The organism is Acidovorax sp. Leaf191, from assembly GCF_001424425.1.
GTDB lineage: Bacteria > Pseudomonadota > Gammaproteobacteria > Burkholderiales > Burkholderiaceae_C > Acidovorax.
Map to the genome: position 1 here is coordinate 697,719 of NZ_LMPT01000019.1, position 21,052 is coordinate 718,770.

Genomic DNA, 21,052 nt, shown 5'->3' on the forward strand with positions numbered 1-21,052 from the left:
ACTTTCAATCTATGACTCAATCCGCACCGCAAGCCTGGGCCTTTTACCGTGAAGTTGCCATCGCAAAGACGCTATGGACAGTAGAGGACGATGTTGGGTATCCAGCCCCAATGACAGCGGAGGGGCGTCGTGCTCAGCCCTTCTGGTCATCTCAATCGCGGGCTGCAAAGGTTGTTGCCGAAGTTCCTGCGTACGCAGCTTTCTCGCCGGTTGCCATTACCTGGGACAGTTTCTGTGAAACATGGGTGCCAGATCTAACGCAAGACGGACTACTTGTTGGGGTGAACTGGAGTGGTCCGCGAGCGACGGGCTTCGATATGGAACCAGAAGAGTTGAAGCGCAACGTGCAAGCACTCATTGAAGCGCCTGAGCGCAAAGCCCCTGCGGCATAGGGCTACATTCGGCCAACAGCCGACACGGGAGCGCATGCCCCAGGCCGTCACTGGACGTTCTTTTCGCCCTGTAAATTGCTAAAGCCCTCATGTCCACACACGTGCATTCGTTCCCATCTTGGCCGTTCGCTGTGCCCATCGAAACGACCGCTTTTTGTACAGCGAAGGTTGTGCATGGTCGGTTTCCCGTTCTACAGGTCTCCCATGACTGGGAAGGTGATTGGCAGTTTCTGGATGCGACGACTGAGCAACCAGAGGATTGCGTCATCGTCTGTCTGGGTTGCGTATATGAGAAAGACCAAACGCTAAGTCAAATTGCGGACCTCCCGGCTGGCTGGAGTGCATGGAGAACTCAGGTCGGTGGTTCTTGGGAGCGAGGTGAGAATCCGCAATACGACGAAAGCGATGATGGAGATGGTGAGCCGTAGGCTCCAGTCGGCCAAGAGCGGAAATTCGGAACATGCTCGGCTGCAAGCCCGAAACCGGACATCGATCCCCATCGGAGGAATTAGGATGCCAAACGGAACTGTCATCAGCCAAATCGGCCACCCTTGTTAGCCGAAACAATCACACTGTGCAAAAAATGAGCAAACGAATTCACTTTGCGCCAAGCGACCACGGCTACGAGATTCGCGGTGGAACCTTCGATGGAAGGATATTAATGCTGGGCGCTACAGACGTGAGCGACACAATTGTCGGAGGGGTCACTTTCACAAACTGTGAGTTCAGAATGAAGCGGGTAGCAAAGACGGACTTTAACTTCGATGCAACCTGCCTGAACTGCGACTTCCATCTTCCTAAACGCGTTTCCAACCGATACATGGATAGGCCCAAATTGGACGGATGCAGGTTCCACGGTCACTACGTGGGCTTCGACTTTGGACCGAAATTTCGGGTGGGGATAATCGGACCTAGCCCAGGAAATTTGCGCAACTGCGATTTTTCGTCGGCAAGACTTCATCTGTGTGCGTTCTATGGGACTTCACTGTCAGATCACAAGTGGCCTGGTTGGCCTCATGTCTTTCTCGACTATTCAAACGGGGCAAGCTGGGCTCATCTACTTGCAAGTTCTCCGATACCAGATCGGCTGAAAATCATTCTTCAACTAAGACCCGAACTCATTTCCGAGGACTCTTCGGTCAATTCAGAATGCATTGTTTCGGTCTATCTACCTGAGATCGGAATAGACCCGGAGGCGCTTTGGCCACTAATACAAGATACACCTGAGATATGGTTCCCTGAGAAAGATAAAAAGTCGAAAGTCGATGCTCACGCTGTTCGATCGGCTCAACAGAAGAATGCTGACGTGGCAGATAAGTTGGCGTGGGAAAGAAACCGGCTAGTACCCTTCAATTTACTAACCCGTTGCTGGCTGACAGAGGTTCGGCCGACTTCCGACGGAGATTCAATTGAATTGGTATTTAACACGACATACCTTCAGTCTCGCGTTCCGGATGCACCGCCAGAAGTGAGGCTGGTACTTGAGCATGCAGACGTGGCTCTGCGCACTCCAACCGAGACTAAAAAATTGGTCGGCATGGTTGAGAAGTACATGCCAATGAGTGCATTACTTGAAGAAGAGGCTGTAGTTCTGAAGCCTCATAGGAAAGAACGAGGTCAAGTGATTCTCAACTTCGATAGCTGCGTAGCTTTCGAGCAGACGGGTATCTCATTGGACATCGAAAAGCTCGGAGACTATGTGAATCGCTATTGGCGTCAATAGCTTTTTCGACGCATCCGATGATGCCCATCTAGACATGTCATCCGACGCATAGACAGTATCGGTTACATCGCTCCTAGCTTGTCATCTGGGCACACAGGGAATGACTGATCTGGTGCTACTCCGACGACGGCTCAGGGCCCATTGCAGTCCGTCGTGATAGAGCGAAAAAATGGCGGCGAGCCCTTCTGGTTCAACGGCCAAAGTGACCTAACTCGCCAGGCCAGTACGGCGGCAATCCTTCTCGCTTAATGCGTTCGTCCAAACGGTTACGGGAGCTCGGCTTGTCACTCCTCCACCCGTCAGGTGCGTAGAGGCGAACGAATGGGAGCTGAAATGGAGAAGCAAGCCACGAGATGCCATCTTCCAGTTGTTTGTAGTGCAGGACATAACAACCGTAGTTGTTCTCCTCTGCTGCACCAACAAAAGGCGGCAGCCATATCATCTGCATACCTTCTTCAAATGGGGTATCGGGCTCGCAGCCGAGCTCGACGAACCTTTTGCCGACCTGGGCAATGACTGCCGATCCTTCTGACCATCCCTCGAAAATCGCCGCCGCCGACGGCATGAATCCCAAGTCGTCTAGGTACTCGTAACTGTGGAGATGGTAGTTTTTGACGCAATCTGCGCCACCAAAGAATTTCTCCCAGAGTGCATTTCTTTTCATCTTGTGATTCTGTGAAATGTGACCGACCGCTTCTGGCCGAATTCTGCACCACAAGAGCTCTGGGACCGGGTATCGGCGACCTGTCCTCTCTGCCAGCAGAGCTGGTTAGATCCAAGTGGACGCAGTGCTCAGATTTGTCCGGCATGCGCAGCAGTGCCGCGCAAGCCCTGCCGCCCCGGAGAAAAAAACACTCACGCCGACGCGCTGGCCACCACAAACTCCACCGCCGCACACACCGCCGCCACCTGCGCCTCAATGCACTGCTCCGGCGTGGCCCGCGCACTGTCCGGATACACCTCCGTCGTCGTGGTGTAGCGCGCCCCGCTGATGCCCGCGCACAGGCCCCACTGTTTCATCGGGTAATGGATCACGCCATGCGCCACCATCGGTGAACCGATGATTTCCCCCTGGTCATCCGCAGGTGCGATGTGCGTCACCCGGCTCACCGCGTCGATGATCGCCTGCTGAAACGCAGGCTGCGGGTTGTCGGTGTCGTCCACCAGATAGAACCCGTCGGGGATGCTGCCGGGCTCGAACACCTTGCCGTCGCGCGCGGCCACGGCGGGGCGGTATTCGGATTCGTCGGTGTCGGTTGTTTCGTGCAGGTCGATGTGGGCCGCCCACTGGCCGCGCAGCGGGGCCACCAAGCGGATCAGCGCGGCAGCTTCTTGCGCGGGTGAGCCTTCGCGAAAGGACCGGTTGGGGTCGATGGCGTCGAAGTTCCAGCGCTGAAATCGCTCGTACGCCCAGGGGCTGACGCAGGGCACCACCAGCAGGTTGGCGCGGCCGGCAAAGCGCTCGGCCTGCGTATCCACAAAGCGGAGCGCGCCGTGCACGCCGCTGGTTTCGTAGCCGTGCACGCCGCCGGTGACCAGCACGCTGGGCAGGCTTTCGCTCCATTTGCGGCTGCGCAGGGCCCGCAGGGGAAACCGCTCTGCCGCATGGTGGGCGTCGGCATAGACGACATCGCCGTACATCTCCACATCGAAGCGGCCGCGCAGTGCCTCGATGGCGGTCAGCACGTCGTCGGCGTAGCTGCGCCGGCGCACCTGGCGGGCGCGCCATTGGTCGCGCTCTGCGGCGCCCCAGGGCTGGCCGGGTGTGCCGATGGGGTAGGAATGGGTGTCTGGCATGGCGGTGGTGTGGCGTGTGTAAAAAGCGAAATGGGGGTGCGTGGCGTGGGGTGGCTAGACCGCCCGCGCGGAGCACGGTGCAGAGCGTTCATAGAATACCCCGATGCCTCTTCCCCTGCCCTGGCCGCTTCGGCTTGCCACACCCGTCGTTTTCTTGCTGGCCTGCATGTCGGCCCACGCACAGAAGGCGCCCATGACACCGCCTGCCCCCACCACCCCTGCCAGCGCATCGGCGGCACGCCCTGCAGGCGGGCTGCCGCCTGTGGCACCCGGCCTTGCAGCGCCGTCATCGCCTGGCGGCGAAGCAACCGGCAGTGCAGACCCTTCCACAGCAGGTGCGGCCGTGCCGGTGCCCGCCACAGCGCTGTCGCGCGACGCACGGCGCATCTACGAGCTGTCGCGCGACAAGCTGGTGCAGATCCGCACGCTGCTGCGCAATGCCGACACGCAGGCGTCGATCGGCTCTGGGTTCTTCGTTTCCGCCGATGGCCTGATCGTCACCAACTTCCATGTGGCCAGCCAGCTGGCGCTGGAGCCCGAGCGGTATCGCGGCGTGTACGTGACGATGGAGGGGCAGGAAGGCGACGTGGAACTGCTGGCGTTCGATGTGCAGCACGACCTGGCCGTGTTGCGCACCAAGGCCCGCACCGCCGCGGCGCCGGTGCTGAGCTTTCGGCCCGCCACCGAGGCCCTGGCGCAGGGTGAGCGCATCTATTCGCTGGGCAACCCGCTGGACATCGGGTTTGCCGTGACCGAGGGCACCTACAACGGGCTGGTGCGGCGCAGCTTCTACCCGCGCATTTTCTTTGGCGGCACGCTCAACCCCGGCATGAGCGGCGGCCCGGCGGTGGACGATGCCGGGCGTGTGCTGGGTATCAACGTGGCCAAGCGGCTCGATGGGGAGCAGGTCAGCTTCCTGATTCCTGCCGAGTTCGCGCAGGCGCTGGTGCAACGCGCAGCGGCCGCCGAGCCCATCACCCAGCCCGCGTACGGCGAGATGACCCGGCAGCTGACGGGCCATCAGCAGTTGCTGACGGACCGGTTCCTGAAAGCACCGTTTCGCGAGCAGCGCCATGGCAACTACCGCGTGCCGGTGCCGGACGACGCACTGGCCCGGTGCTGGGGCTCGGGGCGCGACCCGGCCTTTCCCGGCCTGAACCTGGAGCGCACACAGTGCCGGGCCGACAGCGATGTGGTGGCGGGTGACTTCAACACCGGCGCGGTGCGCCTGGCCTACGAGACCTACAACGCCCCGACCCTGGGCGCCGCCCGGTTCGGCCGCATGTACTCGCACAGCTTTGCCAACGAGCAGTTTCTGCGGCGCGGCAACCGCCAGCAGACGGCGGTCGACTGCTCCGAACGTTATGTGAACCCCGGCAGCCTGCCGATGCGGGTGGTGATCTGCATGTCGGCCTACCGCAAGCTGCCCGGCCTGTACACCATGACGGTGCTGGCCGCAAGCACCAACCAGCCCACCCAGGGCGTGCTGGGCCGCCTGGACGTGCAAGGCATCGCTTTCGACAACGGCATGAAGCTGGCAAGCCACTACCTCAAGGCGTTCCGCTGGGAGGCCGCACCATGATGCCGACCCTGGGACTGATAGAAGCCTTTGACCGCCACGGCGCACTGTTGGCGCGCGCTCCCATCACGCGCTGGCCTGTGACCGTGGGCCGGGGGCTCGACTGCGACCTGGTGCTGGACGACCCCTTCGTCGCCCCCACGCACCTGCGCATCGACCGGGCGGCAGACGCCTCCCGCGAGGTGCAGGTCGAGGTGCTGGAAACGCGCAACGGCGCACGCCTGCAGCGCAAGCACTACCGCCAGGGCGAACGCTTTGGCTGGCCCCACGGCACGCCTGTCGACCTGGGCCATACCCACATCGCTCTGCGCCTGGCCGACACGCCCATTGCCGATGAACAGCCGCTGCCGCAGTTTCCGTGGCGCACGGTGGGCACCACGGCCGCGCTGGCGGCCCTGGTGCTGTTCGCGGGGCTGGGGGAGTCGTGGCTGGATGCGCGCGACACCTTGCAGTACTTCAAGGATGTGCCTGGCGTGCTGCTCACGCTGCTGGTGGCGATGGTCGTGTGGTCGGGCGTGTGGGCAGTGGCCAACAAGGTGTTTGCGGGCTCCCTGCAGTTCTGGCGCCATGTGCGCATTGCCTGCGCTGCGGCACTGGCGATGGACGCAGTGCAGCTGCTGGCCCATGTGATCGCATTCGCTTTTTCGCTCGAGATTTTTGCGCAGTTCGCCAGTCTGCTGCTCGTGCTGACGCTGGCCGGTGCGCTGTATGCCCACCTGGCCGCCGTGCTGCCGCGTCGCCGTGTGGGCCTGGCCTGGACGGTGGCCGCCGCGATCGTACTGGGCGTGCCGGCATGGCTGGGGGCGCAGTGGCTGAACAACATGCGGCTGTCTTCTGTGCTGTACATGAGCAGCCTGTTCCCGCCCAGCCTGCGCGTGGCCCCTGCCGTGCCGGTGGACCAGTTCCTGCAAGAGACCGAATCGCTGCGCGGCAAGCTCGACCGCCGCCTGCGCGACGACGGCCAGGGGAATGATGACGACGAGTGAACAACCGGTGTGAACAATCGGCCCGGCGCCACGGCCACAGGCCTGAAGCGCCGCGCCCCACCGGCTACCCCCGTCCAGCCCACCAGCCCACCAGCGCCCACGCAACCACCCCCATGCGCCGCCGCAAACTCCATCACCACGTCTACGTCATCGAGCTATCGAAAGACGTGCTGCTGGAGCCACGCTTTCGCAAGAGCAATCCTGGCTACATCGACGGCAAGCCCTGCGTGTACGTGGGCATGACGGGCCTGGACCCGGACGTGCGGTTCGACAAGCACAAGGCCGGCATCCAGGCCAACCGGTTCGTGACGCAATACGGCCTGCGCCTGCTGCCCGACCTGTACGAAGGCTTCAACCCCATGAGCTATGAGGATGCGCTGGACCGGGAGATCGAGATCGGCATCGACCTGCGCTCGGCCGGGTTCGGGGTGTGGCAGGCTTGATGGCAACACCCCGAGCGAGCGATGTGCACCCGGCATCATGCGCCAGCATCAATGCTCCTCATTGAATAGCGTTCATCGCTTACCAGTAATGCGTTAGCGGCATTTTTTTTACTCCACCCATCTTTTTTATGAACTTCTCAACCCGCCTCGAGCAACTCCCCGCCACCACCCACCTCGCCGCCCTGCAGCTGCTGGATGCCGGCGACGAGGTCGTGGCCACCATTGAGAACAAGCCCGGCCAGACGGGCTCCTTGGTCGTCTACGCCGCGCTGGCGGCCCTGTACGGCGGCAGCATCACGCCCGCCGCCGCTGCGCTGGGGCTGGAGTGGTATGCAGAGCACACGGCAGACGCCAAGGCCTTCCCTGGCAAGCACCCCAACATCGACCGCCTGCTGGCCTGGGCCGAGGGCAGCGAGAGTTTCCGCGTGCGCACCGTGGCCGCCTGAGGCCGGGGCTGGACAGCGCCAGGCGTCCAGAAAAAAATGCCGGCGCCGGTCACCAGTTGTCGAAAACGGCCTGCCCCGTTCGTCGTAGGAATGTGAACAGCTGCGGGCCCCGCTGCTGCCCACCTTCTTCATCCACCCTGAGTAGTTGACACCCCAAGGAGACCGCCCATGACGACCAGCAACCCGACCGACAACAGCAGCCACAGCGCCGCAGCCGGCGGCACTGCCACCCTGCACCGCGTGCTGCGCGCTCCGCCAGAGCGGGTGTACCGCGCCTTTCTGGACGCAGACGCGATGTGCAAGTGGCTGCCGCCCCACGGGTTCACCGGCCGGGTGCTGAGCCTGGATGCCCGCGTGGGCGGCACCTACCGCATGCAGTTCACCAACTTCGGCAACGGCCAGACGCATGCGTTCGGCGGCGAATACCTGGAGCTGGTGCCCGGCGAGCGCATCGTGCACACCGACCGCTTCGACGACCCCAACCTGCCCGGCGAGATGCGCACCAGCATCGTGCTCAAGAAGGTGCTGGTGGGCACCGAGGTGTCCATCGTGCAGGCAGGCATCCCCGCCGTGATCCCGACCGAGATGTGCTACCTGGGGTGGCAGGAGTCGCTGCAGCTGCTGGCGCAGCTGGTCGAGCCCGACATTCCTGCCGAGTGATCTGCAGCACCCGCACGCCGGCCGGTGCTGCGGCAACCGCGCCCGGCGCAGGGCGCGGGCTTGTGCTGTCAGGCAGGCGCCACCATCGTCATCATCCGTATCACTTGAGCCACTTGTCGGCGGCCTGCTTGAGCACGCCCCGGCTGTCCACCTGGCCCCAGACGAAGTTCATCACCCGGGTGTAGTCCGCATCGTCCTTGGGCAGCATGAAGCCCAGGTAGCTCTTGGGCGTGAGCGGCGCGTCGATGAAGGCGGCGTGAAGGCGCGGGTCGGCCTTGCTGTAGACCACGGCTTCGTAGGTCTCGGTGATCATCACGTCGCCCTTGCCTTCGGCGATCAGCGCAGGGATCTCGGCGTTCTTGTCGTGCGTGCTGACCTGCGCGGTCTTGAGGTTTTGCAGCACGAAGGTCTCGTTGGTGCCGCCGGGGTTCTTGATCACGCGCACCGTGGGCTTGTTCAAGTCGTCCACGGTGTTGTACTTGGCCTTCTCGGCCGAGCGCACCAGCGCTACCTTGCCGAAGGGCGCATAGCCCGGCAGCATTTCGATCAGGCGGATGCGCGCCACATTGCGCGTGATGCCGCCCACCGCGATGTCGAACTGGTCGGCCTGCAGGTCCTTCATCAGGTTGGGCCAGGAGGTCTGCACGTATTCGATCTTCACGCCCAGCTCCTTGGCCATCGCCTCGATCACGTCGATGTCATGGCCCGAAAGGCCCGCGTCGGTCTTGATGGCAAAGGGCCGGTAGTCGCCCGGCGTGCCCACGCGGATGACCTTGGTCTCCAGGATCTTGTCGAGCCGGGGGCCGGCCTGCGCGGCCTGGCTGAAGAGGGACAGGCCCGCCACCAGGACGGTGGCAGCCACGGCGAGTGTTTTCTTGGTGATCATGATTTTTGAAGCGCTCCAGGAGGGGGATGGACAACCGTCCTTTGGGGGCCGCGCGGCAAACGCTGCACCGGCAGGACGCACAAAAAGAATACGCCAGCCACTAGCATCAACCATGCCGTGCAGGCGCCCAATGATGGCACCGGGCACGCACTGCCACCGTGCTGGGTTACCCTGCAAGCCCGATCCGCTGTTTCACCGGTGGATCATCATCCATGGATCGACCGTCGACCATGGCACTGCGAATCGATCGACCTGCCCTGCGCAGACGACCCCATCACACAAGGAACACCATGAAAAAACTCAACGTCACCATCCAGCTTGAAATGACCGTGCCCGACGACTGGCAACTGGTCGAGACCTCCGAAGGCACGCCCGTGATCCAGATGGCCGAAGGCAAATTCCTGGACATCGCCATCGAGCCACTGTTCGCATCGGACCCGGAAGACATGTGGAGCAGCAGCGAAACCGATGACGAGCTCAACGACGTGCTCGACATGGTGGAGAGCGAGGAAGTGGCGTACGAGTTTGTGACGCACTGACTCCACAGCACTTCGGCACTGGCACGCTTTGCTTTAGAAATCGTTTCTCATTGTTGACAAAAATCGCATTTTGCAAATAACGAGAATCAAATGCCATCTCCAGCGCCTCTTGCCTCAGAGCACACTGCATCCCATCTGCAAGCCTTGGGCGAGCAACTGCGCGCCCGGCGCAAGGCCCTGCACCTGAGCGCCACGGTCACAGCAGAATCTGCGGGTATATCGCGGGTTACCTTGCATCGCATCGAAAAGGGCGAACCTTCGGCGACCATGGGCGCCTGGTGCAACGTGATGAACGCGCTCGGCATGGTCCCGGCCCTGGTGGACCCTGCCAGCGGCCCTGCGGGTGCGCAGCTGCCAGGAACATTGGCAGGCTGGATTCCCGCTCGCATCCGGCTGGCTGACTATCCCCAGCTCAAGGCGCTGGCTTGGCAGGTGCATGGAACCGATGCACTGACACCCACTGAAGCGCTCGATATCTACGAGCGCAACGCACGCCACCTCGACTTGAGCGCCATGGCGGACAACGAGCAGGCACTGCTGAAAGCGCTGCGCCTGGCTTTCTCGGCCGTTGGCGACGGTAACGCCATCCCCCATGTTTGACAGGCCGCACCACCAGCGCATTGCCCATGTGCTGGCATCCCTGAACGGCGCTGTCCTCCGCCAGCATGGCTGCCTGTTCGGCGGGGGTACCTGCATCGCACTGCGGTATGGCGAATACCGTGAGTCCGTGGACATCGACTTTCTGGTCTCTGACCTTGCCGGGTACCGCGAGCTGAGGCAACTGCTCACAGGCCCAGACGGGCTGGCACCTATCACCCACGAACACGCCACGCCGCTGGTTGCGCAGCGAGAGATACGTGCAGACCAATATGGCATCCGCACACAGGTGCAGATGGACGGGCAGGCGATCAAGTTCGAGATCGTGCGCGAAGGCCGCATCACGCTCGCACCGCCAGGGCCCGAGGATGTGGTCTGCGGCGTCAGCACGCTCACCCCGCTGGACCTGGCAGCGTCCAAACTCCTGGCCAACTCGGACGGACAGGCCGATGACGGTGTCTTCAGCCGCGATGTGATCGACCTGGCCATGATGGACCTGCGGTTGCCCGCACTGCGCAAGGCAATGGCCAAGGCCGAAGAGGCATACGGCACATCGATAGCGCGCGACCTGGGCAAGGCGATTGACCGGCTTCAGAACCGCGTGGGTTGGCTGGACCGCTGCATGCAGGCCATGGGTATGCACGGCAGCCCGAAGGCGGTGGTCTGGAAAATAGTGCGCGCACTGCGCAGGGTTCTGCCAGCGGCGTGACCCCACATGCGCCGGTGACGGCATCTGCGCAAAGTCCACTGCGCTCGAGCGACAACCACGCCGACGCATCCCTTACAACTGCGAGCGCAGCAGCCCCGTCATCTTCTCGTGCAGCTTCTCCCTCAGCGGCCGCTCCAGCCAGTCTGCGTGCGTCACGCGGCGAGACCGCTTGATGTCGTCTTCGAACACCAGCGTCTGCCGCTGCGCGAACTTCGCGTCGTAGACGTTCAGGTTCGCCTCGTCGTTCAGGCGAAACGACCGGTTGTCGAAGTTGGTGGAGCCCACCGACACCAGCAGCTGGTCCACGATCATCACCTTGCAGTGGTACATGGTGGGGCGGTACTCGTAGATCTCGGCGCCGGCCTGCAGCAGGTCGCCCCAGGTGGCGCGGGATGCGGCCTTCACGGTTTCGGTATCGGTATGTTCGCCGGGGGTGACCAGGCGCACGCGCACGCCGCGTTTCAAGGCGTCCATCAGCAGGTTTTGCGTGAGCTCGTCGGGCACGAAGTACGCCACCGACAGGTCGATGCTGCGCTCGGCCGCGGTGATGGCCAGGTGGTACATGAGCTGCATGCTCTCGCTGCCGCTCGACGGCGAGCTGGAGAACATCTGCGCCTTTTGCGTGCCCACCGGCGCGATGGCCGGAAAGTACGCATCGCCATGCAGCACCTTGCCCGTGACCTTGAGCCAGTTGTCGAGGAACGTGGCCTGCATCTGCGCCACCGCCGGGCCGCGCACCAGGTAGTGCGAATCGCGCCAGTGGTCGGGGTTCTGCGCATTGCCGGTCCATTCGGGCGCGATGCCCACGCCACCGGTAAAGCCCACCTGCCCATCCACCACCAGCAGCTTGCGGTGGGTGCGGTTGTTCAGGCGCGCCAGGTTGTACCAGTGCGGCTCGTGGAACTTCTTGATCTGCACGCCCGCCTGCTCCATCTCGGCCAGGTAGCTGTCTTCCATCTTGGCGCTGCCCACCCAGTCCAGCAGCACATGCACCTGCACGCCGGCCTGGGCACGCTCGCTCAGCGCGTCGGCAAACTGCTTGCCGATGTCGCCCGACCAGTAGATGTAGGTTTCGAAGGTGACGCTCTTTTGCGCAGCCTTGATGGCTGCCAGCATGGGCGGAAAGATCTGGTCGCCGTTGAGCAGCTCGGTCACCTCGTTGCCCCCGACGATGCCGGGGCCCAGCAGGCTGCCCAGGGCGCGCTCGAACTGCGGGCTGGCGGTGCTGTAAAGCCGGGGCAACTCGTGCTGCACCTTCTTTTCACCGGCGGTGAAGTTCAGGGCCAACAGCACGGCAGCACCGGTGACCAGTGCGGTCAGGAAGACGATGAGGGGGGTGGAGAAGCGGCGGGGGCCAGCGTGGGGCATGCAACAGATTGTGGCGGGGGGCCGTGCCGGACGATGTAGGCCGACACCGCAGCGGCGCGGCGGCACAATCGCCGGTGCACGCCCTGCGCGTGCTGGCCCCACCACCGACCCACTCAACGCCTTCATTGCCCACCGTGCCCCAGACCACCAGCCTCCTCACGCCCCGCCCCCTGCCCGCACTGACCCGCCGCAGCGCCTTGATCGGCGCAGGCGGCCTGCTGGCTCTGCCCGCCACCGGCTGGCTGCATGCCAAGCCCCTGCCGCCAGCGCCTGCCGTGTGGCCCCACGCACTGCCAGTGCCCGGCGGTGTGGCGCGGCTGTCGCTGGGCCCGGCAGCCACGCGGCCGGTGGCGCATGTGCGCCAGGGCGATGTGGATGTGCCGGTACTGGTGCTGGGCGATGCCATCGAGTGGACGGCCGTGGTGGGCATACCGCTGGCCGCAGAGCCGGGCGATGCCTTCATCACCGTGCAGCCCGCGGGCGGCAAACAACGCGAAGGCAGCGCGCGCCAGGTGCCGTACCGCATTGCGCCCAAGCAGTACAAGGAGCAGCAGCTCAAGGTCGCGCCCGGCAAGGTGGACCTGTCGCCCGAAGACCAGGCCCGCTACGAGCGCGAGCGCGACCACCAGGCCGTGGTCGTGGCGGCCTTCACTGAACAGCCTGCGGGCCAGGCGCTGGCATCGCTGCGCATGCGCGTGCCGGTGCCGGGGCGGCGGTCCAGCTCGTTCGGGCTGCGGCGCGTGTTCAACGGCCAATCGCGCAATCCGCACAGCGGCATGGACATCGCGGCAGGCACGGGCACGCCCATCGTGGCGCCTCTGCCGGGCCGGGTGATCGACGTGGGCGACTACTTCTTCAGCGGCGGCAGCGTCTGGCTCGACCACGGCCAGGGCCTGCTGACGGTGTACGCCCACCTGAGCAGCATGGACGTGCGCGTGGGCGATATCGTGAAAACCGGAGAGGCATTCTGCAAGGTGGGTGCCACAGGCCGCGTGACGGGGCCGCACCTGCACTGGGGCGTGATGCTCAACCGCGCGATGGTGGACCCGGCGCTGTTCGTGCCGGCGTAGCCGGCTTTCGACCTCTCGACCTGTCAATCTGTCGCCGCACTCCATTGCCGACACTATGGATTTGATAGCTGCCAGCGCTTACCCAATGCGCGGTAGACACCTTTTTATTCAGAACGCTGCCACCGCATGACCTCGCGCCTCATCCGCTTCAACAAACCCTATGGCGTGCTGAGCCAGTTCACGGCCGAGGGCAAGTGGCAGGGCCTCAAGGACTACATCGACCTGCCCGGCGTGTACGTGGCGGGCCGGCTGGATGCGGACAGCGAAGGGCTGCTGCTGCTCACCAACGACGGCCCGCTGCAGGCCCGCATCGCCGACCCGCGCTTCAAGATGGAGAAGACCTACTGGGTGCAGGTGGAGGGCATCCCCGATGCCGCCGCGCTCGCCACGCTGTGCAACGGCGTGGTGCTGAACGACGGCCCCACCCTGCCCGCCCGGGCGCGCCTGCTGGACCCGGCCCCCACGGTCTGGCCGCGCAACCCGCCCATCCGCGAGCGCAAGGCCATCCCCACCGCGTGGATCGAACTCGTCATCCGCGAAGGCCGCAACCGCCAGGTGCGGCGCATGACGGCCGCCGTGGGCTACCCCACGCTGCGGCTGATCCGCGCAGCCATCGGGCCGTACTCGCTGCAAGGGCTGGAGCCCGGCACCTGGGCCGACTGAGGCACCGGGCCCGCGCGGGAAAGTCACCGCGGCCCGGCCCAGCCACGGCTTGCACGGGGTGCAAAACGCTGCCCACCATCGCCGACCCGAAGCCTCGTACAGCAACAGCACAGCATCGCCTATTGTACTAATACAATCATATTTCAATCATACAATTGCTTCCAAGCCGCCTGCCAAGCCACCAGGCGAGAGGAGTCGCATTGCCTGATACCCCTTCACCCCCAGGCCCCGGCTGGAAGGCGCGCAGCCTGACAGGCTTCATCCAGCATGCCGGGCCGCTGTGGGCCCTGCGTGAAGAGCACGGCTGGGCCTACGGCTTGGCCGTGGGGCCGCAGCACTCCAACCCCGCAGGGTCGGCCCATGGCGGCGCCTTGCTGACCCTGATGGACCACACGCTGAGCACCGTGGCGTGGGAGGCGTGCGACCGCACCGCCTGCGTCACGCTGCAGCTCGACTCGCACTTTGTAAGCCCTGTGCGACCGGGCCAGTTCGTCGAGGCGCGCGCGGCCGTGCTGCAGCGCACCGGCAGCCTGGTCTTCATGCGCGGCGAGCTGCGCGCGGGCGAAAGCCTGGTGCTCACCGCCCACGCCCTCATGAAGGCGTTGAAGTGATGGCGCCGAAGCAAAGCCGTTGACGTAAAGCCGTTGAAGTGAAGCCCCTGACCGTGCCACGGCTGGGGCGTCACCCTTGAAGTAACCCAACCTGCCGCGGATCGCGGTGGCCTGCAGCCCCTCTGCGGCTCTTCGTCTGCCAGCCCGTTGTAACCCCGACCCAGGAGCACGCCATGGACATTCCCGCCCCCCACAGCCTGATGGCCCTGTTCGGCGCCCCGCTGCACCCTGGCCCTGCCGACGCACCTGCGGACGGCGCGACGGGCGGTGCGGCAAGCCGGGGCGCAAATGGGTTTACCCTCGCCGGGTCGAAGCTCACGAACTCCCCCATGGCCACCCGCTCCCAGTCCGCCTTGCCGCCCGCCGCATCCCCGCCCGCCAAGGGCGTGCGCGTGCGCCCCGTCCCGGCCGTCACGCGCTCCATCGCCATCCTGCGGCTGCTGGGCGAGCACAAGCAGCCGCTCACGCTCAAGACCGTGGCGCAGGAGCTCGACCTGGTGCCCAGCACCTGCCTGCACATCCTGCGGGTGCTGGTGTCGGAAGACCTGGTCACGCTCGACCCGGCCACCAAGCGCTACGCCCTGGGCACCGGCATGATCAGCCTGGCCCGCAGCGTTCTGGAAGGCGGCGGCTTCACGCAGCTGGTGCAGCCCGTGCTCGACCGCCTGGCTGCGCAATTCGGCGTGACGGCCATGGGCGTGGAGATCACCGCACGGCAGACGGTGATGGTGCTGGCGCTGTCGCGCTCCAGCCAGCCGTTTCGGGTGCATACCGATGTGGGCAGCCAGTTCGAGACACTGGTCAGCGCCACCGGGCGGCTGATCGCGGCCTACAGCGGCGAGACCTGGCCAGCGCTCAAGGAAAAATTCGCCCGCGTGGTCTGGGACCAGGCCCCGACCTACACCACCTGGAAAAAAGAGGTCGAACTCACCCGCTCGCGCGGCTGGAGCCTGGACCGCGACAACTTCATGGCCGGCATCACCGTGGTGGCCGTGCCGGTGTTCGCGCCCGGCGGCCGGCTGGTGCACACGCTGGTGGTGGTGGGCCTGAGCAGCCAGATGGGCGCCGCCGTGGTACAGCAACTGGCCCAGGTGATGCAGCGCGAGGCTGCGGATCTGTCGCGCCTGGTGGGCGGCGCGGGCTGAGGGGCGCTGCACACCGCCTTACCGCCTTTCCGCCATCTCACCGTTTGCCTTGAGCGTGTCGAAGGGCAGTCACGAGACGTGCCCAGGCTTCGACAAGCTCAGCCCGAACGGGTGGGGGTGTTGAAAGCATCAGGGGGACCCTGAATCCACGGGCGTTCCATCGTCCTGGCGATACCCACCGTTCACCCCACCAGCTTGTCGAAGGGCTGCCACGAAGGCGCCCTGGCTTCGACAGGCTCAGCCCGAACGGATCGGAGCGATGCCCACCACGAGCGGCAACCTCAATCCGCCCGGATCCCAGCTGCCTTGATGATCGGCGCCCAGCGCTGGCGCTCCCGCTTCGCAAAATCATGCAGCGACGCCGCCGTGCCCCCGGCGGGCTCGAAGCCCAACTCCAGCAGGCGCTGGCGCACCTCGGGCCGGGCCAGCACCCTGTTGACGGCGGCGTTCAGGGCGCCTGTCACTGCCGCAGGCGTGCCCTTGGGGGCATACAGCGCGTTCCAGGCGATGAACTCGAACCCCGCGTAGCCTTGCTCGGCCACCGGCTTGACGCCCGGCACCAGGCTGCTGGCCGTGGCCGACGTCACCCCCAGGGCGCGCAGCTTGCCCGCGGCGATGTGGGGCCGCAGCGCCAGGGGCGTGTCGATGACGGCCGGCAACTGGCCGCCCAGCACATCCGTCACCGCATTGCCCGAGCCTTTGTACGGTACGCCGAACAAGGGCACTGCAGAGCGCTCCTTCAAGAACTCGACCACCAGGCGCGCCGAGGTGCTGGGCATGGCGATGTCGGCCGAGCGGGGCGCGCGCTTCACGGACTCCAGCAGGTCCGCCACCGAGTGATGGGGAGCGCCCGCGCCCACCGCCATCACCATCGGGAAGGTGCCTACCATGGCGATGGGCTCGAAGTCCTTCTCGGGGTCGAACGCCAGCCGGGCGTACAGGAACTGGTTGAGCACGTGCGTGGCATTGGTACCCATGGTCAGCGTGTAGCCGTCGGGCACGGCCTGGGCCGTGAGCTCGGTGCCCAGGTTGCCACCCGCACCCGCCTTGTTCTCGACGACGATGGGCTGGCCGAGCTCCCGGCCCAACTGCTCCCCCAGGAAGCGCGTGGCCACGTCCGTGCCCTGCCCGGCGGCATAGGCCACGATGATCCGAATGGGCTTGGTGGGGTAGCCGGGCGCGGGGGCCTGCGCATGGGCAGTTCCGAACGTCCACACCACACTGGCAGCCGTCATGATGGCAGCGATGGTTCGCATGCTTGTCTCCTGTATTTTTTTGTGATCTGCCCGTCAGGCAGAGGGAGCGCGGGCGTCGCCGCGGCGGTACATCTCTCCCCTTTGGGCTTCATTGAAACCGAGATCGGCCAGCACCTCGTCGGCATGTTGGCTGAAAACCGGTGGCGGCGCACCGGGCACAGCCGGGGTACCGTACAGCCGCGCCGGGCCGCGCAGCGCCGTGAACGTGCCCTGGCGGATGACCATCTGCCGGTGCGCGCAGTGCGCCTGGGCCAGCGCCTGCGGCACGTCGTTGACCACCCCGGCCGGCACGCCCACGCGCATCAGCGCCTCGCACAGCGGCTCGCAGTCGTGCGCGGCAATCGCGGACTCGATGATGTCCTTGAGCGCCTGGCGGTGCGCGATGCGGTCTGCGTTGGCGTGGAACCGCGCATCGTCCGGCAGGCCGGGGCACCCGATGTGCTGGCTGAACCGGCGAAACTGCCCATCGTTGAGGATGCCGATGAACACATGCCCGTCCCGCGCCCTGAACTTGTCGTACGGGGCGATGTTGGGGTGCGCGCTGCCCAGCAGCCCCGGCGCCTTGCGCGACGCGAACCAGTTCGAGGCGTGGGGCAGCAGCAGGCTCAGCGCGGTGTCGTACAGCGTGGCTTCCACCCGCTGCCCCGCGCCGCTCTGCTGCCGGCTGCACACGGCCATCAAAATGCCCGTGAGCGCCACATAGCCCGTGAGATGGTCCACGATGGGAATGCCCATGCGCGTGGCGCCCGTGGCCGACTCGCCGTTGATGCTCATCAAACCGCACTGCGCCTGCAGCACCGCGTCGTAGCCTGGCAGGCCGCCCAGCGGGCCGTCACGGCCAAAGCCCGAGATGGCGCAGTAGATGAGGCGCGGGTAGCGCGCGGCCAGCGCCGCTTCGTAGCCCAGGCCCCACTTCTCCATGGTGCCGGGCAGAAAGTTCTCCACCAGCACATCGGCATCCTGCAGCAGGCGGTGCAGCACCTCTTGCGCGGCGGGCTGGCTCAGGTCCAGGCTGATGGCCTTCTTGCCGCGGTTGAGCGCGGCAAAGTAGGCCGAGTGGCCGCTGTCGTCGTAGGGCGGGCCCAGGTGGCGCGTCTCGTCGCCGCCGGGCGGCTCGATCTTGACCACCTGGGCGCCGTTGTCGGCGAGCATCTGGGTGCACAACGGGCCGGCGAGCACGCGGGTCAGGTCCACCACGCGCAGGCCGTGCAGCGCCGGGGCGCTGATGCTTGTCATGCTGCGGCTACCCGCGCTGTGGCAACACCACCACGCCGCTGCCGAGCACCGAGAGCTCGCCGTCCTGGTTGTGCGCCTCCTGCGTGATCTCGACCAGGTGCTTGCCGCCCTCCTCGAACTTGCGCGTGACCTTGCCCTTGATGAACAGCATGTCGCCCTCGGGGTTGTGGCGGCGGATCTTGCAGCTGGCCTTGTGCAGGAAGCCCGCGTCGCCCATCCAGTTGGTCAGGTGGTGGGTGAGCCACGATGTGCGCTCCGGGCCGTAGTCGTACGCGCCGGGCGCGCCCACTTCGAGCGCGAAGTCTTCTTCCCAGTGCACGCGCTCTGGCACGTCCGGAATGCCGAAGCGGTTCTTGATGCCCACGCCCGGGTGCGCATCGATCAGCTTCCAGGCCAGCTTGTTGGCGCGGATGTACAGGCCGCCCCAGCCCTGCGCGTAGGCGATGAAGCCCGTTACCGTCATCGGGCCCTTGAACATGGTGGGCAGCTCGTCGCCCACGTTCACGTCGTCCCAGTAGCGGGGGGTGGCGCCGCGCACTTCCTCGTTGCGGTAGAGCTTGTAGGCCTCGCCCAGCTCCTCGTCGGTGTACTGGCGCGGGCCGCGTTCGCGCACATTCTGGTACTTGCTGCCCTGCTCGCGCGCATGGTCGCGTTCGGTGCGAAAGCACCAGCTGTCGGCCTCGGCCACCTTGTCGCCGTCCTGGTTGAAGAAGTCCACGTGGTAGATCTGCTGGATGGCGCGGCCGGCAAAGCGGGTCTGGTGCTCGATCAGGTCCTTGAGGGATGCTTCGGTGGATATCACGTCGTTGCGGCGCACGGGCTTGTGCCAGGTCCAGTCCGCACCCGACCACATGGCGTGCACGCCCGGCAGCCCGCCCACATAGCCCGACACGATGCGGCTGGTGGCGAACAAGAAGCTGGGCAGCGCCACGATGCCGCCGTAGTGGCTCTTGGCCGCGTAGTCGGGGTCGCACCACAGCGGGTTGTCGTCGCCGATGCCGTGCGCATAGTGGCGGATGTTGTCGCGCGTGGCCTCGTAGCACCAGGGTTCGGCCGTCTGGCCGATCTTGGTACCGATGCGTTCGCGCAGTTCGTCAAGGCCGCTGTCGGTGATCTTGGGAAAGCTGCGCTGCGGCGTGGTGGCGGTGGACATGGTGAAGTCTCCTTGGGTTGTGGATGGGCGAAAACGGGGAAGCAACGGAAAGCGAAAAAGGAAGGGCGAAGAAAAGGGAAAGCACGGAGGGGAAGCGGGGCAGCCGCTCAGGCCACGGCGGCGGCGGCCTCGCGCTCGCGCAGCACCTTGCGGTGCACCTTGCCCGCAGGGGTTTTGGGCAGCTCCGCCACGAAAGCGATGTGGCGCGGGTACTCGTGCTGGCTGAGCTTGGTCTTGACGAGGCCCTGCAGCTCTTCGACGAAGCCGTCGCTGCGCGCGCGGTGCGACACGACGAACGCCTTGACCACCTGGCCGCGCAGTGCGTCGGGCACGCCGATCACCGCCGCTTCGAGCACGTCCTCGTGCATGAGGATCACGTTCTCGATCTCCACGGCGCTCATGGTCCAGCCGGCGGAGATGATCACGTCGTCGGCACGCCCGCCGTGAAAGAAATAGCCGTCCGCGTCGGTGCGGCCCAGGTCCTTGGTCGGTATCCACTGGCCGCGCCGCAGCACCATGAGCTGGCCCGTGGTGCCGGGCGGGCACACCGTGCCGTTGGCGTCGTGCACCTCGACACGCGTGCCGGGCACGGCCTTGCCCAGGGACCCGCGCTGGACCGGAAAGTCCGTTGCACCCGGATAGCTGGCCAGCACGACCCCGATCTCGGTGGTGCCGTACATGCTGCAGACTTCGAGTCCGAAACGCTGCTGCACGAAGTCGGCCGTATCGTCGTCGATGGGCTCGCCGGTGAACGAGAGCTTGTCGAAGTGGTAGCTGTGGTCGCCCGCCTTGCCGCAGTTCTTCATCATGCGGTAGTGCGTGGCGGCGGCCGACATGTTGGTGAAGCGATGCACCGACAGCGCCTGCAGCAAGCGCTCGGCGCTGAAGCGGCCGCTGTAGCTGCCAATGGTCAGGCCCAGCGCCAGCGGCGCCAGCGTGCCGTGCCACAAGCCGTGCCCCCAGGCAGGTGACGACGGGCACATGAACCGGTCGCCAGGCCGCAGCCCCGTGCCGTAGAGCGCGGCCACCATCAGCGTGACCAGCGCCTTGTGCGTGTGCTTCACGGCTTCGGGCAGCTCCCGCGTGGTGCCCGACGTGTACTGGAACACGGCCAGGTCGTCGGCCTGCGATGTGCTGGTGTAGGTGGCCGGCAGCGCCTGCAATTGTTGCCACAGGGCGCCGTCGAACACTTCGAACGCCGTGGTGCCCAGGCCCGCGACGACCTCGCGCTTGTCTTCGTTGGTGATGAGCAGGCTGGGCTTGCAGTCTCCTACCCGCAACCGCACGCCGTCGGGCCCGAACAGGGTGAACAGCGGCACGGCGATGGCGCCCCGCTTGATCACGCCGAACATGGCCGTGTAGAAGGCCCGCGAGGGCTCCAGCATGATCGCCACGCGGTCGCCGCGCTGCACGCCGCGGCCTTCCAGGTAATGCGCGAACCGGGCGGAGTCCTGCGAGAGTTCGTCGAAGGTGATGGTCTCGTCCACGCCGTCCGCGCGGCAGACGATCACCGCATCGCGGCCCTGGCCGGCGTGGCGGTCCACGCACTCGTGGGCGATGTTGAAAGCGCTGCGGTCCCCGTCAAAAAGATCCCACAGGCGCTCGGCCGCGAAGTGGCTCTGGGCGTCGGCAAAAGTCGTGTACTCGGTCAGGCGTTTCATGGCTGCAGGGGCTCCGTGTGGCGGTGCATGCAGTCTCAATTCTTCGGGTTTTATTGTCAAATACGACCATCAATTGTCTCAATACAATTTTTCTTGAACCATTGATGACCCACCCGATGGCGCTTATCCGCG

Annotated in this window: 22 protein-coding genes; 14 read left to right on the top strand and 8 right to left on the bottom strand. The window is 65.2% G+C overall.

What is annotated here, in order from left to right:
* The first annotated feature begins 11 nt into the window (after positions 1-11).
* Both ASG27_RS26025 and ASG27_RS26840 read left to right on the top strand, forming a co-directional pair.
* On the top strand, positions 12-392 hold the full coding sequence (locus ASG27_RS26025) for a DUF2750 domain-containing protein (RefSeq protein WP_082486025.1): 381 nt from the start codon (positions 12-14) through the stop codon (positions 390-392).
* A gap of 583 nt (positions 393-975) precedes the next feature.
* Positions 976-2,115, top strand: a complete 1,140-nt coding sequence (locus ASG27_RS26840; RefSeq protein WP_156370808.1) for a hypothetical protein — start codon at positions 976-978, stop codon at positions 2,113-2,115.
* Positions 2,116-2,305: 190 nt separating this feature from the next.
* Here the strand turns inward: ASG27_RS26840 and ASG27_RS26845 are convergent, their stop codons facing one another.
* Both ASG27_RS26845 and ASG27_RS17210 read right to left on the bottom strand, forming a co-directional pair.
* A complete protein-coding gene (locus tag ASG27_RS26845) occupies positions 2,306-2,779 on the bottom strand; it encodes a hypothetical protein (protein WP_156370810.1) in 474 nt (157 codons plus the stop codon).
* A gap of 191 nt (positions 2,780-2,970) precedes the next feature.
* The gene (locus ASG27_RS17210) at positions 2,971-3,912 is read right to left on the bottom strand and encodes a M14 family metallopeptidase (RefSeq protein WP_056418873.1); all 942 of its coding nucleotides are present in this window, start codon (positions 3,910-3,912) and stop codon (positions 2,971-2,973) included.
* Positions 3,913-4,105: 193 nt separating this feature from the next.
* On the opposite strand from ASG27_RS17210, the gene ASG27_RS17215 reads away from it, so the two are divergent.
* The 5 genes from ASG27_RS17215 (at position 4,106) to ASG27_RS17235 (ending at position 8,026) form a co-directional block, all read left to right on the top strand.
* The gene (locus ASG27_RS17215) at positions 4,106-5,494 is read left to right on the top strand and encodes a S1 family peptidase (RefSeq protein ID WP_235504069.1); all 1,389 of its coding nucleotides are present in this window, start codon (positions 4,106-4,108) and stop codon (positions 5,492-5,494) included.
* Positions 5,491-6,477 carry an FHA domain-containing protein gene (locus ASG27_RS17220; protein ID WP_056418879.1) on the top strand — a complete coding sequence of 329 codons (987 nt, stop codon included), beginning with the start codon at positions 5,491-5,493 and terminating at the stop codon, positions 6,475-6,477. Before ASG27_RS17215 ends, ASG27_RS17220 begins: the two co-directional genes overlap by 4 nt.
* A 113-nt stretch (positions 6,478-6,590) precedes the next feature.
* A complete protein-coding gene (locus ASG27_RS17225; protein WP_056418882.1) occupies positions 6,591-6,920 on the top strand; it encodes a hypothetical protein in 330 nt (109 codons plus the stop codon).
* Between the two features lie 128 nt (positions 6,921-7,048).
* Positions 7,049-7,366: a DUF2322 family protein gene (locus ASG27_RS17230; protein ID WP_056418885.1), complete on the top strand. Its 318-nt coding sequence runs from the start codon at positions 7,049-7,051 to the stop codon at positions 7,364-7,366.
* Positions 7,367-7,534: 168 nt separating this feature from the next.
* Complete coding sequence (locus ASG27_RS17235; protein WP_056418889.1) at positions 7,535-8,026, top strand: SRPBCC family protein; 492 nt, start codon at positions 7,535-7,537, stop codon at positions 8,024-8,026.
* Positions 8,027-8,126: 100 nt separating this feature from the next.
* Here ASG27_RS17235 and ASG27_RS17240 read toward each other — a convergent pair whose 3' ends face one another.
* A complete protein-coding gene (locus tag ASG27_RS17240; RefSeq protein WP_056418892.1) occupies positions 8,127-8,912 on the bottom strand; it encodes a transporter substrate-binding domain-containing protein in 786 nt (261 codons plus the stop codon).
* 290 nt (positions 8,913-9,202) lie between these two features.
* On the opposite strand from ASG27_RS17240, the gene ASG27_RS17245 reads away from it, so the two are divergent.
* The 3 genes from ASG27_RS17245 to ASG27_RS17255 all read left to right on the top strand — a co-directional run bounded on the left by ASG27_RS17245 (position 9,203) and on the right by ASG27_RS17255 (position 10,757).
* Positions 9,203-9,451, top strand: a complete 249-nt coding sequence (locus ASG27_RS17245; protein ID WP_056170038.1) for a hypothetical protein — start codon at positions 9,203-9,205, stop codon at positions 9,449-9,451.
* A gap of 144 nt (positions 9,452-9,595) precedes the next feature.
* Positions 9,596-10,051 (top strand): helix-turn-helix transcriptional regulator, encoded by a 456-nt coding sequence (locus tag ASG27_RS17250; RefSeq protein ID WP_235504070.1) that lies wholly within the window; start codon positions 9,596-9,598, stop codon positions 10,049-10,051.
* Positions 10,044-10,757, top strand: a complete 714-nt coding sequence (locus ASG27_RS17255; RefSeq protein ID WP_056418897.1) for a nucleotidyl transferase AbiEii/AbiGii toxin family protein — start codon at positions 10,044-10,046, stop codon at positions 10,755-10,757. Before ASG27_RS17250 ends, ASG27_RS17255 begins: the two co-directional genes overlap by 8 nt.
* 72 nt (positions 10,758-10,829) lie before the next feature.
* Here ASG27_RS17255 and ASG27_RS17260 read toward each other — a convergent pair whose 3' ends face one another.
* Positions 10,830-12,125 carry a phospholipase D-like domain-containing protein gene (locus ASG27_RS17260; RefSeq protein WP_056418903.1) on the bottom strand — a complete coding sequence of 432 codons (1,296 nt, stop codon included), beginning with the start codon at positions 12,123-12,125 and terminating at the stop codon, positions 10,830-10,832.
* A 134-nt stretch (positions 12,126-12,259) separates the two neighbouring features.
* Between ASG27_RS17260 and ASG27_RS17265 the strand changes: the two genes are divergently transcribed.
* The 4 genes from ASG27_RS17265 (at position 12,260) to ASG27_RS17280 (ending at position 15,614) form a co-directional block, all read left to right on the top strand.
* Complete coding sequence (locus ASG27_RS17265; RefSeq protein ID WP_156370812.1) at positions 12,260-13,195, top strand: M23 family metallopeptidase; 936 nt, start codon at positions 12,260-12,262, stop codon at positions 13,193-13,195.
* Between the two features lie 126 nt (positions 13,196-13,321).
* Positions 13,322-13,858, top strand: a complete 537-nt coding sequence (locus ASG27_RS17270; RefSeq protein WP_056418909.1) for a pseudouridine synthase — start codon at positions 13,322-13,324, stop codon at positions 13,856-13,858.
* A 200-nt stretch (positions 13,859-14,058) separates the two neighbouring features.
* Positions 14,059-14,469 carry a PaaI family thioesterase gene (locus tag ASG27_RS17275; protein ID WP_056418912.1) on the top strand — a complete coding sequence of 137 codons (411 nt, stop codon included), beginning with the start codon at positions 14,059-14,061 and terminating at the stop codon, positions 14,467-14,469.
* 173 nt (positions 14,470-14,642) lie between these two features.
* Positions 14,643-15,614 carry an IclR family transcriptional regulator gene (locus ASG27_RS17280; RefSeq protein WP_326938725.1) on the top strand — a complete coding sequence of 324 codons (972 nt, stop codon included), beginning with the start codon at positions 14,643-14,645 and terminating at the stop codon, positions 15,612-15,614.
* A 281-nt stretch (positions 15,615-15,895) separates the two neighbouring features.
* Here ASG27_RS17280 and ASG27_RS17285 read toward each other — a convergent pair whose 3' ends face one another.
* From ASG27_RS17285 to ASG27_RS17300, 4 genes are all read right to left on the bottom strand, one after another.
* Positions 15,896-16,870 (bottom strand): Bug family tripartite tricarboxylate transporter substrate binding protein, encoded by a 975-nt coding sequence (locus ASG27_RS17285; protein WP_056418914.1) that lies wholly within the window; start codon positions 16,868-16,870, stop codon positions 15,896-15,898.
* 33 nt (positions 16,871-16,903) lie between these two features.
* A complete protein-coding gene (locus ASG27_RS17290) occupies positions 16,904-18,106 on the bottom strand; it encodes a CaiB/BaiF CoA transferase family protein (RefSeq protein ID WP_056418916.1) in 1,203 nt (400 codons plus the stop codon).
* A 7-nt stretch (positions 18,107-18,113) separates the two neighbouring features.
* Positions 18,114-19,259: an FAS1-like dehydratase domain-containing protein gene (locus ASG27_RS17295; protein ID WP_056418917.1), complete on the bottom strand. Its 1,146-nt coding sequence runs from the start codon at positions 19,257-19,259 to the stop codon at positions 18,114-18,116.
* 107 nt (positions 19,260-19,366) lie between these two features.
* A complete protein-coding gene (locus ASG27_RS17300) occupies positions 19,367-20,920 on the bottom strand; it encodes an acyl-CoA synthetase (protein WP_056418918.1) in 1,554 nt (517 codons plus the stop codon).
* Positions 20,921-21,052 lie beyond the last annotated feature (132 nt).

Excerpts from the sequence above, each read along its gene's own strand:
- ASG27_RS17295 (WP_056418917.1), bottom strand. The coding sequence starts at position 19,259 with ATGTCCACCGCCACCACGCCGCAGCGCAGCTTTCCCAAGATCACCGAC.
- ASG27_RS17290 (WP_056418916.1), bottom strand. The coding sequence starts at position 18,106 with ATGACAAGCATCAGCGCCCCGGCGCTGCACGGCCTGCGCGTGGTGGAC.
- ASG27_RS17285 (WP_056418914.1), bottom strand. The coding sequence starts at position 16,870 with ATGCGAACCATCGCTGCCATCATGACGGCTGCCAGTGTGGTGTGGACG.
- ASG27_RS17215 (WP_235504069.1), top strand. The coding sequence starts at position 4,106 with ATGACACCGCCTGCCCCCACCACCCCTGCCAGCGCATCGGCGGCACGC.
- ASG27_RS17230 (WP_056418885.1), top strand. The coding sequence starts at position 7,049 with ATGAACTTCTCAACCCGCCTCGAGCAACTCCCCGCCACCACCCACCTC.
- ASG27_RS17220 (WP_056418879.1), top strand. The coding sequence starts at position 5,491 with ATGATGCCGACCCTGGGACTGATAGAAGCCTTTGACCGCCACGGCGCA.
- ASG27_RS26840 (WP_156370808.1), top strand. The coding sequence starts at position 976 with ATGAGCAAACGAATTCACTTTGCGCCAAGCGACCACGGCTACGAGATT.
- ASG27_RS17280 (WP_326938725.1), top strand. The coding sequence starts at position 14,643 with ATGGACATTCCCGCCCCCCACAGCCTGATGGCCCTGTTCGGCGCCCCG.
- ASG27_RS17270 (WP_056418909.1), top strand. The coding sequence starts at position 13,322 with ATGACCTCGCGCCTCATCCGCTTCAACAAACCCTATGGCGTGCTGAGC.
- ASG27_RS17235 (WP_056418889.1), top strand. The coding sequence starts at position 7,535 with ATGACGACCAGCAACCCGACCGACAACAGCAGCCACAGCGCCGCAGCC.
- ASG27_RS17300 (WP_056418918.1), bottom strand. The coding sequence starts at position 20,920 with ATGAAACGCCTGACCGAGTACACGACTTTTGCCGACGCCCAGAGCCAC.
- ASG27_RS17240 (WP_056418892.1), bottom strand. The coding sequence starts at position 8,912 with ATGATCACCAAGAAAACACTCGCCGTGGCTGCCACCGTCCTGGTGGCG.
- ASG27_RS17245 (WP_056170038.1), top strand. The coding sequence starts at position 9,203 with ATGAAAAAACTCAACGTCACCATCCAGCTTGAAATGACCGTGCCCGAC.
- ASG27_RS17210 (WP_056418873.1), bottom strand. The coding sequence starts at position 3,912 with ATGCCAGACACCCATTCCTACCCCATCGGCACACCCGGCCAGCCCTGG.
- ASG27_RS17225 (WP_056418882.1), top strand. The coding sequence starts at position 6,591 with ATGCGCCGCCGCAAACTCCATCACCACGTCTACGTCATCGAGCTATCG.
- ASG27_RS17260 (WP_056418903.1), bottom strand. The coding sequence starts at position 12,125 with ATGCCCCACGCTGGCCCCCGCCGCTTCTCCACCCCCCTCATCGTCTTC.
- ASG27_RS26025 (WP_082486025.1), top strand. The coding sequence starts at position 12 with ATGACTCAATCCGCACCGCAAGCCTGGGCCTTTTACCGTGAAGTTGCC.
- ASG27_RS26845 (WP_156370810.1), bottom strand. The coding sequence starts at position 2,779 with ATGAAAAGAAATGCACTCTGGGAGAAATTCTTTGGTGGCGCAGATTGC.
- ASG27_RS17255 (WP_056418897.1), top strand. The coding sequence starts at position 10,044 with ATGTTTGACAGGCCGCACCACCAGCGCATTGCCCATGTGCTGGCATCC.